Raw genomic sequence first — 13,517 nt, 5'->3', positions numbered from 1 at the left:
TGTCCCGGAACCAGCATACACCGGCCTGGGGCGCAGACCGCGCACGGATGGGACGGTCTCTTAGTCGACCCGCTCGCGCAAGTCGGCCAGGATGCGCAGCAGTTCCGACAGGTCCGCCGGCTTGACCAGGTGCCGGTCGAAGCCGGCCTGGCGCGCGCGTTCGCGGTCTTCGCTCTGGCCGTAGCCGGTGAGTGCGATCAGCATGGCGTTGGCGGTATCCGGCGAGGCGCGCAGGCGGCGCGCGAGCTCGTGGCCGTCCATGTCGGGCAGGCCGATATCGAGCAGCATGACTTCGGGCCGTTCGCGCAGCGCGCGCGCCAGGCCGCCGGTGCCGTCGTACTCGACGCTCACCACGTGGCCGTGCGCCTCGAGCAGCGTGGCGAGCATCTGCGCGGCGTCGGCATTGTCGTCCACCACCAATACCCGCACCGCACCCTCATTGGCCTGGTCAAGCGCCTGCTGCGGCTCCTGCGCCTCGGCGCCGGAGAGCAGCGGCAGGCGAATCACGAATTCGCTGCCCTTGTTCGGGCCCTCGCTGAAGGCCGCCACCCGCCCGCCATGCAGCGCCACCAGGCTCTTGACCAGCGCCAGGCCGATGCCCAGGCCGCCCTGCGAGCGGTCCGGCGTGCGCTCGGCCTGGGTGAACAGGTCGAAGATGTAGGGCAGCACCTGCGGGTCGATGCCCTGCCCGTTGTCGCTCACCGCGATCACGGCTTCGCCACCTTCGCTGGTCACGCGCAAGGCGATCCGACCGCCCGAAGGCGTGTACTTGGCGGCGTTATTCAGGATGTTCGAGACCACCTGCACCAGGCGCGTGCGGTCGCCCGACACGTACAGAGGCTGCTGCCACTGCTCGACCCGGAGCTCGTGGCGCTTCATGTCGAGCAGCGGGCGCACCTGTTCGACGGCGCCGTTGACGACCGCGGCAATGTCGAGGTCTTCCTTCTCGATCTCGGCCAGGCCACGCGTGACGCGCGAGACATCCAGCAGGTCGTTCACCAGGTTGGTCATGTGCTCGGCCTGGCGCACGATGATGTCGCTGGCATGGCGCGCGCGCTGCGGATCGAGCGTGCCGCGTTGCAAGAGCTGGGCGGCGGTCGTGATCGGGGCCAGCGGGTTGCGCAGCTCGTGCGCCAGCATCGCCAGGAACTGGTCCTTCTGGCGGTTGGCGGCGCGCAGCTCGTCCTCGACGCGCTTGCGCATGGTGACGTCGCTGCCTTCCACGAAGATGCCCTCGACGTCGCCCTTCGGGCCGCGGATCGGCTGGTACACGAAGTCGACGAAGCGCTCTTCCAGGGGCGCACTGGCCTCGCGCTGCACGCGTAGCGGCACCGCATGGCCCACGAAAGGCTGGCCCGACTGGTAGACCTGGTCGAGCAGCTCGAAGAAACCCTGGTCCGCGACCTCGGGCAGGGCCTCGCGCGCCGACCTGCCGATCAGTCCGCGGTGACCGATCAGCTGCAGGTAGGACTCGTTGGCGATCTCGAACACGTGGTTTGGCCCGCGCAGCACGGCGAAGATGCCGGGCGCCTGCTCGAACAGCGCCATCAGGCGCTGGTTCTCCTGTTCGCGATAGCGTTCCGCCAGCACTTCGCCGGTCATCTCGACGCAGGCGCAGTACATGCCGGCCACGGTGCCATCCTCGTCGCGCACCGGCGAATACGAGAAGCGGAACCAGGTGTCCTCGTCGTAGCCGTGACGGTGCATGCGCAGCGGCAGCCGGTCCATGTAGGTGGATTCGCCCTTGAGCGCACGCACGATCAGCGGATGGATGTCGTCCCAGATCTCGCGCCAGATGTCGTGGAAGCGGTCACCCAGCGAAGCGGGATGCTTTTCGCCGAGGATGATCGCGTAGGAGTCGTTGTACAGGAAGCCGAGCTCCGGCCCCCAGGCCACGAACATCGGGAACTTCGAGTTGAGCATCAGGCCGACCGTGGTGCGCAGGGCCTGCGGCCAGGTGCGCGGGTGGCCGAGCGGGGAATGCGACCAGTCGTGCGCCCGCATCATGGCCCCCATCTGGCCGCCCCCGCTCAGGAAGGGCAGCCATTCGGACGGAGTCTCGTGTTCGGGTTTCATGCCTGGGTCAATACGGATGTGGTCGCAGCGGTGCGCATGCCAAAAGTGTGCCAGAAAGACGAGGTTTGACCCCGCACCGCTGCCCTCATAGTGTCTGGACGAATTCGCGGATGCCGCCCAGCAGCATCTCGACCGACATGGCCGTCAGAATCAGGCCCATCAGGCGCTCGAAAGCGGTCATGACCTGCGGCCCCAGGCGCTGCTGCAGCTTTTCCGCGCTCAGGAAGACCGCCAGCCAGACCACGCCGACCGCGGCCAGCGCCGCCACGTGGATCATGGTCTCGTTGATGCTTCCGGAGCTGAACAGCAGCACGGTGGCCAGTGCCGACGGACCAGCCAGCGCGGGAATGGCCAGCGGCACGATAAAGGGCTCGCCTCCCTCGCTGCGGCCGAGCACGCCGTCCGGATGCGGGAAGATCATGCGAATGGCGATGATGAGCAGGATAACCGCGCCACCGATACGCAGGGCCACCGGCGACAGGTGCAGCGCTTCCAGGAAGTGCTGGCCGAAGAACATGAACACCAGCAGCAGCAGGAAGGCAATGGCGCATTCGCGCACCACGATGCGGGGGCGGCGCTGGACCGGGACTTCCTTGAGGGCGGCGGCGAACAGGGGAACGTTGCCGAAAGGATCAGTGACGAGGATCAGCAGGATGAAGGTCTGGAAAAAACTTTGGGTCATCGATTTTTAGTTTTTTATTGTTAAATATGTGCGGATGGCCGCGACGCATCTTAGCAGAGTATTACGTTCAAGGCTCGACCGAATGGGTGCGTTTCAGGGTGCGCAGCACGAAAGTTGAACGGCTGTGGCGGATGCCGGGAATCTTGTACAGGCGCTGGCGCAGGAAGCGCTCATAGCCCTCGGTGCCGGCCACCGCCACCTTGATCAGGTAGTCGTAGTCGCCGGTCAGCAAACTGGCCTCCATCACTTCGGGTAGCTTGGCCAGCTCTTCGCCGAAGCGGATCAGCATGTCGTCGTCGTGGCGTTCCAGCGTGACCTCGATGATGACGGTGTCCGGCAGGCCCAGCGCACGCTGGGACAGGATGGCGGCATAGCCTTCGATGTAGCCCTGCTCTTCCAGGGCCCGAACCCGGTTCCAGCAGGGCGTGGGCGACAAGTGGACGCTCTCGGCCAGCTTCTGGTTGGTGATGCGGCCATCGACGCGCAGGATGCGCAGGATTTTTCGGTCGATCTCGTCGAGGACGTCCTTTTTTGGCTTGCTGTCGGCCTCCATGAGAAGAAACTCCTGATGTTTTACATTTATATAGGAGATTCTCCCATATTCCCCTTAAAACAGGGAAACAACGAAAGCACCTTTTCGTTCCCTGCCACTACGATGGAGGGGTACTTCATCGAGACATTCCGCGCCGTCCTGAACCTCCGCCACGAACGGAGCTGCATCGCGCGCCGCGGGCGCCGCTTCAAGAGAGCGGCTTAGCAAATGAAACGGGCAGGAAAGGCTTGCGCCTTCCCTGCCCGTTCGCCTTGCCCTTGCAGGCCCGGTCGATTACTTCTCGAACTTCTTCATCCACGCCGCCAGCTGGTGCGGACGCAGGCCGTCGTAGTCTTCGAACGGCTGGTGGATCCACGGGTTGTGCGGCAGGTCTTCCAGGTGGTAGTCCGGCTTGAAGGCCGAGGTGCCCTTCACCCAGATGACGGCCGAGCGCACTTCCGAGACGTCCGGATAGTTGGTCTGCAGGTGCTCGCGCACCTTCTGCAGGGTCACGCCCGAATCGGCCAGGTCGTCGACCAGCAGGATGCGGCCGGCCAGCGGGCCCTTGGTCATCGTCATGTACTTGGCGATGTCCAGGTTGCCCTGCTTGGTGCCGGCTTCTTCGCGGTAGGAGCTGGTCGACAGGATCGCCAGCGGCACGTCGAAGATGCGCGAAATTAACTGAGCAATTCTTTAATTGCCACTGCCCCTTCCAAGACCGGCAGCCCTGCCACGCCAATGGACTTAGCCGCACTCAAAATCCCGTCAATCCGCCGACGAATTCGCGATTCACTTGGTTTTTCGGCGCTTACTTCATTTACCAAAACGTTAGTATCCGCCGAAATTTCCAACACATCGCCGGCCGAGTCCGGTGGGGCAGATGTTTTTAACTCATTCACTCGGGACTGAAGCGCCTCTACCAATTGCTTCAGCTTCTCAAGTTCTACACTGCCTGCACTCAAATTGAAGCTATTTGCCACGTCATCTGCTGCAACGATACTGCCAGAAATTGCGCTATTAGCAACATTAATACTCTTGTTTCCAGTTGAATTTCCCATATTCACAACTCCTCCGTAAACTTTGATCTGATTAATCATATCCAACTTCTGCCGCTTCGTCGTGACAACATTTCCTAAGACGATAGCAATATCATATATATTTCCAGATATAGAAATATATTCGAACTCGCCGCGAGATGCATACGCCAAAACCTGCCGATACGGGGCTTTTTCTATGTTAAGTGGCATCCGCTGCTCTAAATTTAACCTAGCATTCTCAGGTAGCACAACATACTCTTGATACGCGACATCAATACGCTGCAAGATTGCATCTAGATCGTCGCGCAACACTGCCAAATATTCTTTAGCATTCGAACCAATCACCCATATCGATATCTTGCGGGCATGATAATCTGCAGTGATCAACGCAGAGGCATCAAAAACTCCACTCTTAAAATGAACGCCAGTTTGCCAAACACATTCTTCAAAAATTTCCTGATGCCGCCCAACAATCAATTGCGGAAATATATGACGCGGCAAAAAGACATCAAATGAATATTCAAAGCTTAGTCCCGCCGACTTATCAAACTTGATAACTGCTTGCTCAGCAGGGAGCAATGCAGGAATAATTATAGTTTTCTCATCATCGCCAAGCGGATAACTCAACTTGAACTCCCGCATTGCATCCATAATCAAGCGGCACTTATCACTTGGATAGCGTAACTCATTACCAGCCTCATCAATGACTTTTTCATCACTAAGAAGTCGCACAATATCATTGATATCAATTCTGGCCTTTTGCCCATACATCAATTTATAAACTCCGTATGTCAGCCATCTCGGATTCAATACATATCCATCTGCAAATGGCAGCTGTGGAAAATGAATGATAACTCCAAGTTTATCCAACACATCGAGCAGCCAGCGCCGTCCTTGAACGGGGTCTAGAGATACACCATGACTGTTGCATATCTGATCAAATTCTTGCTTTGGAAGGAACGATTGCTTGCGGGTCAACTGCCGCAATTCCTGCAACACTTCAAATTGCTCTTCAGTGAACATAACCTGATGAGTACTAATGGCAAGAACTTCACGCCGGAATGCATCCCGAAACGTATTGGCGTGAGACGCGAATCGCCCTTGCGCTTGAGTGCATGACAATGGGTAATACCCTACAATATTTTGGTATTTTTCACGTAGTAAACCCATATCAATATTCAAATCTGCTTGATCAATTCTGTTTCCAACTACCATTACTGGAGCATTTCCTCCGAAACTTCTTACATGCTCTAGCCAATACTGTGCCTGCTCAGTAGCACTAATTTCAGCCCGTGCATTGACAACAAGAACGTATAGGCAGGACGATCGCAAGAAAAGTTGATGGGTTGCGTGAACCATCACTTGCCCGCCAAAGTCCCAGAAATGTGCTTTGATCTCAGTATCAGGTACTTGCCACTCTCGGATGTCGATCCCCGGCGTCATTGGCTCTCTACCTTCGACGACCGGCTCACCGTGGAGAACTTTGATCAAGGACGTTTTTCCTGAATCGCCGTAACCAATAAATATTACGCGAACCCGATTCAAGGGCTTAATCGCCGTCTGGCGCAGTCGAGCGGCAATGTATGCATTGGTTGCTATTGCCCCTTGAGCAATAATCTCTTCAGGCAAATCGTGGATTTTGTTCAAAAGTTGGTCGTCCAGCGGATTTCCTTGCAAGAAATTTGAATACCACCTTCGCCAAATCTCAAAGCCGTTGCCGAGCGAACTTAGACCTTTCTCGAACTCAATGCACGACGATTTCCACTGTTCTGGAGGATCGCAATCCCATAACGGGTGTTGCAGGAAAGCCTCGGCGGAAACTGACTCATCATGGAGTAGTTTGATTTCAGTCGCAAGCTGCTTTCCATATGGAGTTCGAGCATCCTCTAAATCATTCACTTCTTCTGTTTTCTCTAGATCCCCCATAAACTTCGGCTTAATACATGAAACCATGGCGGCGGCCTTCGTATAGGATGGAAAATACGAGGCAGTCATTCCTGCCAACAAAATCGCAGTACATGCCATATCTGCGTCTGACATGTCCTTTCCACTTTGATGGCTTCGGTTTACTCGTGCTTTAACACGTTGTGCTTGGGGAAGAATTTGATCAAAGTCAGTCTTATCTCTGCCCAGAGCTTGCATTACCGAGCTGTTCAGGATTCGAAAGAAAACGATCAAGTTGTTAGCGCGCTGGGCTTTCGTCCATATAGAAAATGGTATTTTTCGTGTTGGCGAAGGTTCGCAAAGCGAGGGTAAAAATCGTAGGGCTAAACGTGTTGCAAACGCAGCTAATTTTTCTTTTGGCAGCTTAGTAAATTGCTCTTCCAAAATATCGATGGCTTCTTGATTATTTTCGCTCATTTTAAAACCAGAGAAATTTAAGCTGAATTAGAATTCTTAATTATCTGTGCGACGAAAGCACAAGGCTTAAATGCAGTAAGCATAAATAAAAAATCGGGGCAGCGCCCCGATTTTTCTAAAACTATTACTTCTCGAACTTCTTCATCCACGCCGACAGCTGGTGCGGACGCAGGCCGTCGTAGTCTTCGAACGGCTGGTGGATCCACGGGTTGTGCGGCAGGTCTTCCAGGTGGTAGTCCGGCTTGAAGGCCGAGGTGCCCTTCACCCAGATGACGGCCGAGCGCACTTCCGAGACGTCCGGATAGTTGGTCTGCAGGTGCTCGCGCACCTTCTGCAGGGTCACGCCCGAATCGGCCAGGTCATCGACCAGCAGGATGCGGCCGGCCAGCGGGCCCTTGGTCATCGTCATGTACTTGGCGATGTCCAGGTTGCCCTGCTTGGTGCCGGCTTCTTCGCGGTAGGAGCTGGTCGACAGGATCGCCAGCGGCACGTCGAAGATGCGCGAGATCACGTCGCCGGGACGCACGCCGCCGCGCGCCAGGCACAGCACCATGTCGAACTTCCAGTTCGATTCGTAGACTTGCAGCGCGAGGCGCTCGACCAGGCGGTTGTACTCGTCCCACGAAACCCAGAGGTCCTTGTCGGTCGATGCAGGGGTGTTCATTTCAGGTCATTCCTATTGTTATTAAGCTGCGAACGGATGGCGCAGCACGATGGTTTCTTCGCGGTCCGGGCCGGTCGACACCATGTCGATCGGCACGCCCACCAGTTCTTCGATGCGCTTGATGTAGGCGCGGGCATTGGCCGGCAGGTCTTCCATCGACTTGGCGCCGACGGTCGATTCGGTCCAGCCCGGCATCTCTTCGTAGACCGGCTCGCACAGGGCCGCTTCTTCGGCGCCGACCGGGAAGATGTCGACCTCGCGGCCGTCGATCTTGTAGCCGGTGCACAGCTTCAGCGACTCGATACCGTCCAGCACGTCCAGCTTGGTCAGGCACATGCCCGACACGCCGTTGATCTGCACCGAGCGGCGCAGCAGCGCGGCGTCGAACCAGCCGCAGCGGCGGGCACGGCCGGTCACGGTGCCGAACTCGTGGCCGATACGCGACAGGTGCTCGCCGACGCCGGCGTCGGTCGGCAGTTCGGCCGGGAACGGGCCCGAACCCACGCGGGTCGTGTAGGCCTTGGTGATGCCGAGGATGTAATGCAGCATGCCCGGACCGACGCCGGCGCCGGCGGCGGCATTGCCTGCCACGCAGTTCGACGAGGTCACGAACGGGTAGGTGCCGTGGTCGACGTCGAGCAGCGAGCCCTGCGCGCCTTCGAACAGCAGGCTGCCGCCGGCCTTGTAGGCGGCGTACAGCTGCGACGAGACGTCGCCCACCATCGGGCGCAGGCGCGGCACCAGGGCCATCGCGTCATCGTAGGTCGTCTGGAAGTCGATCGGATCGGCGCCCAGGTAGTTGACCAGCACGTGGTTGTGGTACTCGAGGTTTTCCTTGAGCTTCTCGGCGAAGCGCTCTTCGTTGAGCAGGTCGGCGATGCGGATCGCACGGCGTGCCACTTTGTCTTCGTAGGCCGGGCCGATGCCCTTGCCGGTGGTGCCGATCTTGTTCTCGCCGCGCTTGGCTTCACGCGCCTTGTCGATGGCGACGTGGTAAGGCAGGATGACCGGGCAGGCTTCCGAGATCTTCAGGCGCGACACCACTTCGATGCCGGCGGCCTGCAGCTTGTCGATCTCGCGCATCACGTCCGGGACCGAGACGACGACGCCGTTGCCGATGTAGCAGGCCACGCCTTCGCGCATGATGCCCGACGGGATCAGCTGCAGCGCGGTCTTCTGGCCCTTGATCACGAGGGTGTGACCCGCGTTATGGCCGCCCTGGAAACGGACGACGCCGGCCGCATGGTCGGTCAGCCAGTCGACGATCTTGCCTTTACCTTCATCGCCCCACTGGGTGCCGATGACAACGACGTTCTTTGCCACGTTAGTATTTGACATCACTTAACCTAAGTTTTTGAGAATCCAATTTCCGTTTTCGAGGACGAGCACGCGGTCGCACTCGAACTCGTCCTGAACATTGTCGTGACCCGGCATGGACTGGATCACGACTTCGCCTGCCTTGCGCAGGTCAGCGATTTTTTCCTTCAGTTCCGGCGCATTGCCCCACGGCGCGCGGATCGAATGCTTGCGCTCGGCAGTCGGCAGCAGCCGCGCCAGTTCGCGCAGGTCGAGCGAGAAGCCGGTCGCCGGACGCGCACGTCCGAAGGCTTCGCCCACATGGTCGTAGCGGCCGCCGCGCGCCACTGCGTTGGGCAGGCCCGGCACGTAGAGCGCGAACATGGCGCCGCTTTCGTACTGGTAGCCGCGCAGGTCGGCCAGGTCGATCGCCACTTCGGCGCGGCCGATGGCGCTTGCCGCGAGCGCAGCCAGCTCGGCCAGCGCGCGGGTGATGCCCGGCAGGGCCGGCAATTCTTCCCTGGCACGCGCCAGCACTTCGACGTCGCCGTACAGGTGCGGCAGCGCCAGCAGGGCCATGCGGGTGGCGGGCAGATAATCTTGGGTGAGCCCGTCCAGTCCCGGCGCGTCCTTGGCGCGCAGCATGGCGATGAGCTGGGCTTCGTCGCGGCGCGCGGCCGGGTCGTCGTTGAGGATGGCGCGCAGGATGCCGACGTGGCACAGGTCGAGGCGGACGCTGTCGAAGCCGGCCAGCGCCAGCGCACCGAGCGCCAGCTCCTGGATCTCGGCGTCGGCTTCCAGGCCGGCGTGGCCGTAGATCTCGGCGCCGATCTGGATCGGCTCGCGGGTGGCGTGCAGGCCCGACGGACGGGTATGCAGCACGCTGCCGGCGTAGCACAGGCGGGTGACGGTTTCCCGGTTCAACAGGTGCGCGTCGATGCGCGCCACCTGCGTGGTCATGTCGGCGCGCAGGCCGAGCAGGCGGCCGGACAGCTGGTCGACCACCTTGAAGGTGCGCAGTTCGGTGTCCTGCCCTGCTCCGGCCAGCAGCGACTCGACGTACTCGAGCAGCGGCGGCATCACCAGTTCGTAGCCGTACAGGCGGAAGGTATCGAGCATCTTGCGGCGCAGATCCTCGATCTTGCGCGCTTCGGACGGCAAGACATCGGCGATATTTTCAGGCAGAAGCCAGTTCGGCATGGGCGGAGCTAACGGGTTGTTTGACAAGAGCGGTACAAAGGGCACGGGCGTGCTGGCGCACGGTGCGAGCGCCGAATCGGCAATTTTACCCGAAAATGATAAGGCGTAGGCGGGGGATGTTGGTTTGGCAGGTCTGGCGGCTTGCCATAGTGCCATGTTGCAACGCTTGTCTATACCGAAAATTGCCTGTAAACGTAGCGTGGGCGGGTCTCCCGCCCACGCGGTGATAGCTGAGGTGTGAATAGCCGCTCGGGCAAATCCACCGCTACTCGACCGCGTGGGCGGGGAACCCGCCCACCCTACAAAAGCGACCTGGCTTACTTGCCGCCTGGCTGCTTGAAGTACTTGAAGAACTCCGAATTCGGATCCACCACCATCACGTCGCCACGGTTCTTGAAGGTCGCGCGGTAGGCTTCCAGCGAACGGTAATACTTGGCAAATTCCGGGTTCTTGCCGAACGACTCGGCGTAGATCACCGATGCCTTGGCATCGCCGTCACCCTTGATCTTCTCGGCCTCGCGGAAGGCTTCGGCGATGATCACGGTGCGCTGGCGGTCGGCGTCGGCGCGGATCTGTTCGGATTCGGCGGCGCCGGTGGAGCGCAGCTCGTTGGCCACGCGCACGCGCTCGGCCTTCATGCGTTCGTACACCGAGTTGTTGATCTGCTCGATGTAGTCGACGCGCTTGAGGCGCACGTCCACCACGCCCACGCCGATCTCCTTGGCTTCGGCCACGACCTTTTCCTTCACCGCGTTCATCACCGCGCCACGCTCGCCGGAAATCACTTCGCGCACGGTGCGCTTGGTGATCTCGTCGTTCAGGGCAGCCTTGATGATCTGCGACAGGCGGTCGCGGGCACGGGTCTCGTCGCCGCCGAAGCTGACGTAGTACAGGCGCGGGTCGGTGATACGCCACTTCATGAAGGCATCCACCAGGATGTTCTTCTTCTCGGCCGTGATGAAACGGTCGGCGTCAGGCGTGTCGAGCGTCAGGATGCGTTTGTCCAGGTAGATCACGTTCTGGAACGGCGGCGGCAGCTTGAAGTGCAGGCCCGGCTCGGTGATCACGTCGCGCACCTGACCCAGGGCGAACACGATGGCGAAGCGGCGCTGGTCGACCACGAACACGGTGGACGAGAGCAGCATCAAGGCAATGAAGCCCGCCACAAATAAAGTTACGAGGCGGTTCATTAACGGCTCTCCCTGTCACGTGAGGAATCGCGGCTGCGGCTGTCGCGCTGGCGCACCGAATCCATGGCTTGCATGACGTCCGACGGCGGCGCCGACTGCGGCACCTGCACCGGACCCGAACGGGCGCCGACACTTTCGTTGCCGGCGCCTTGCTGGATCAGCTTGTCCAGCGGCAGGTAGATCATCGGATTGCCCGCGCGCGAATCCACCATCACCTTGCTGGTGCTGGAGAAGATCTGCTGCATGGTATCGATGTACATGCGGTCGCGGGTGACGGCCGGGGCCTTCGCGTAGGCGGCCACCACCTGGTCGAAGCGCGAGGCGTTACCGGTCGCGTTCTCGACCACCATCGAACGGTAGGCCTCGGCGTCCTGCTGCAGGCGGAAGGCCTGGCCGCGCGCCTGTGGAATCACCTGGTTGGCGTAGGCCTCGCCTTCGTTGCGGGCACGGGCGCGGTCCTGGCCGGCCTTGACGGCGTCGTCGAAGGCTTCTTGCACCTGCTCCGGCGGCTGCACGCCCTGCATGGTCACGTTGGTGACCAGGGCGCCCAGCGCGTAGCGGTCGAGGATCTGCTGCATCATCTGGTGCACGTCGGCAGCGACCTTCTCGCGGCCTTCGTACAGGACGAAGTCCATCTTGCTCTTGCCGACCACTTCGCGGATGGCGGTCTCGGCCACCTGACGCACGGTTTCGTCGTTCTCGCGGTTGTTGAACAGCCACTGGACCGGGTCCTTCAGCGTGTACTGGACCGCGAACTGGATGTCGATGATGTTCTCGTCGTCGGTCAGCATCAGCGACTCTTGCGGCTGCTTGTTGCGCACGTTGGCGCGATAGCCGATCTCGGCGGTGCGGATCGTCGACACGTTGACGGTCTCGTGGGCCTGGATCGGGTACGGCCAGCGCCAGTTGAAGCCGGCGCCGGTGGTATGGCTGAGCTTGCCGAAAGTGGTGACGACGCCGGTCTGGCCTTCCTGCACGATGAAGGCGCCGCTCGCCAGCCAGATCAGGCCGACGATGGTCGCCACCACGCCGGCGCCGATGCCGGCGCCGCGCATCTCGCCGCGGCCGCCCGGGCCGCCGCCGCCGTCGCCGCCGTTGTTGCGGCCGCCGAAGATGCGGTTCAGGCGCGCATTGAAATCGCGCCAGAGTTGATCGAGGTCGGGCGGGCCTTCACCCGGCCGGCGGCCCTCCTGGGCCTTGTGGTCACCGTCGGGTTTATGGCCCCAACGTGGGTCGTTCAGCGACAGTTTGATGCCGCAACGTTTTAGTAAAGAAACGAGCATAGGCTAGTGTGGCCCGAGATGGGTGGAGGTTGTCATAGTGTTCTCTGCAGAATTGGCCAGGGAGCCGCCCACCGCCGGTTCTTCCCCATTGCGCGACTGTTCCTGTTCTGCGCCTGCCGCCAACGCCGCCTCGACGATGGCATCTCGCAGCAGGTCCAGGCCGGCCCCGCTGTGGGCGCTGATGAAAACGCGGCTGATCTTATCATATTCATCACGCTCGACCCCGGGCTCCAGCCCGGCCGCATCAATCTTGTTCCAGACCAGGATCTGGGGCACATGATCGGCGCCGATCTCGCGCAAGACTTCGTTCACCTGCTCGATCTGTTCCATGCGCACCGGCGAGTTGCCGTCGACCACGTGCAGCAGCAGGTCGGCGTGGATGGTTTCTTCCAGCGTGGCGCGGAAGGCCGCCACCAGCTGGTGCGGCAGTTCGCGCACGAAGCCGACGGTATCGGAAATCACCACATTGCCCACCTCGTCGCCCAGGTAGAGGCGGCGGCTGGTGGTGTCGAGCGTCGCGAACAGCTGGTTCGCAACATACACCCCGGCCTTGGTCAGCGTATTGAACAGGGTCGACTTGCCCGCGTTGGTATAACCGACGAGGGAGACCGAGAAGGTCTGGTTGCGCCCGCGCTGGCGGCGCTGGGTCTCGTGCTGCTTGCGCAGCTTGGTGAGCCGGGTGCGCAGCATCTTGACGCGCTCGCCGATCAGGCGGCGGTCGGTCTCGAGCTGGGTTTCACCCGGGCCGCGCAGGCCGATACCGCCCTTCTGGCGCTCCAGGTGGGTCCAGCCGCGGATCAGGCGCGTGGCCAGGTGCTGCAGCTGGGCCAGTTCCACCTGCAGTTTGCCCTCGTGGCTCTGGGCGCGCTGGGCGAAGATGTCGAGGATCAGGCTGGTACGGTCGACCACGCGCACCTCGAGCCTGCGCTCGAGGTTACGCTGCTGGGCAGGCGACAGGGCGTGGTTGAAGATGACGAGCTCGATGCCCTCGACCTTGCAGGCCATCTTGATTTCGTCGGCCTTGCCGCTGCCGACGAAATGGGCGGGATCGGGACTGCTGCGCTTGGCCGTGATCGTGGTGATCGGTTCGGCGCCGGCGGAACGCGCAAGCAGCGACAGCTCTTCCAGGCTGGCGGTGAAATCACCGCTACCGAAATCGATGCCGACCAGCGCTGCGCGCATGGAGGTGTTGCCGG

General features: G+C 60.8%; 10 protein-coding genes and 1 pseudogene. All 11 read right to left on the bottom strand.

The window, feature by feature from the left end; translation table 11 throughout:
* Positions 1–60: 60 nt before the first annotated feature.
* Entirely contained in the window at positions 61–2,076 is a 2,016-nt protein-coding gene (locus tag ACK6C6_RS05775) for an ATP-binding protein (protein WP_409266333.1), read from the bottom strand.
* 85 nt (positions 2,077–2,161) lie between these two features.
* Positions 2,162–2,758 carry a MarC family protein gene (locus tag ACK6C6_RS05770; RefSeq protein WP_409266332.1) on the bottom strand — a complete coding sequence of 199 codons (597 nt, stop codon included), beginning with the start codon at positions 2,756–2,758 and terminating at the stop codon, positions 2,162–2,164.
* Between the two features lie 67 nt (positions 2,759–2,825).
* Positions 2,826–3,311: an Lrp/AsnC family transcriptional regulator gene (locus ACK6C6_RS05765; protein ID WP_209585875.1), complete on the bottom strand. Its 486-nt coding sequence runs from the start codon at positions 3,309–3,311 to the stop codon at positions 2,826–2,828.
* Positions 3,312–3,584: 273 nt separating this feature from the next.
* Positions 3,585–3,968: pseudogene (locus ACK6C6_RS05760) on the bottom strand (phosphoribosyltransferase); the annotation flags it as partial.
* Positions 3,968–6,688: a COR domain-containing protein gene (locus ACK6C6_RS05755; protein WP_409266330.1), complete on the bottom strand. Its 2,721-nt coding sequence runs from the start codon at positions 6,686–6,688 to the stop codon at positions 3,968–3,970. The gene ACK6C6_RS05755 and the pseudogene ACK6C6_RS05760, both read right to left, overlap by 1 nt.
* Positions 6,689–6,812: 124 nt before the next feature.
* Complete coding sequence (locus ACK6C6_RS05750; RefSeq protein ID WP_209585874.1) at positions 6,813–7,352, bottom strand: phosphoribosyltransferase; 540 nt, start codon at positions 7,350–7,352, stop codon at positions 6,813–6,815.
* 21 nt (positions 7,353–7,373) lie between these two features.
* The gene (locus tag ACK6C6_RS05745; RefSeq protein WP_409266329.1) at positions 7,374–8,690 is read right to left on the bottom strand and encodes an adenylosuccinate synthase; all 1,317 of its coding nucleotides are present in this window, start codon (positions 8,688–8,690) and stop codon (positions 7,374–7,376) included.
* A 3-nt stretch (positions 8,691–8,693) separates the two neighbouring features.
* Positions 8,694–9,848: an ATP phosphoribosyltransferase regulatory subunit gene (locus ACK6C6_RS05740; protein WP_409266328.1), complete on the bottom strand. Its 1,155-nt coding sequence runs from the start codon at positions 9,846–9,848 to the stop codon at positions 8,694–8,696.
* Between the two features lie 317 nt (positions 9,849–10,165).
* The gene (gene hflC / locus ACK6C6_RS05735; RefSeq protein WP_209585871.1) at positions 10,166–11,038 is read right to left on the bottom strand and encodes a protease modulator HflC; all 873 of its coding nucleotides are present in this window, start codon (positions 11,036–11,038) and stop codon (positions 10,166–10,168) included.
* A complete protein-coding gene (gene hflK / locus ACK6C6_RS05730; protein WP_036212417.1) occupies positions 11,038–12,321 on the bottom strand; it encodes an FtsH protease activity modulator HflK in 1,284 nt (427 codons plus the stop codon). The genes hflC and hflK overlap by 1 nt, the downstream gene beginning before the upstream one ends.
* 3 nt (positions 12,322–12,324) lie before the next feature.
* Positions 12,325–13,503 (bottom strand): GTPase HflX, encoded by a 1,179-nt coding sequence (gene hflX / locus ACK6C6_RS05725; RefSeq protein WP_409267304.1) that lies wholly within the window; start codon positions 13,501–13,503, stop codon positions 12,325–12,327.
* Between the last annotated feature and the right edge of the window lie 14 nt (positions 13,504–13,517).

It is taken from the genome of Massilia sp. BHUDP2 (assembly GCF_046236355.1).
In the GTDB taxonomy this organism is placed as follows: domain Bacteria; phylum Pseudomonadota; class Gammaproteobacteria; order Burkholderiales; family Burkholderiaceae_D; genus Telluria; species Telluria varians.
Note: the sequence above shows the minus strand (reverse complement) of the source record. Positions and strands in the feature narration are given on the sequence as shown.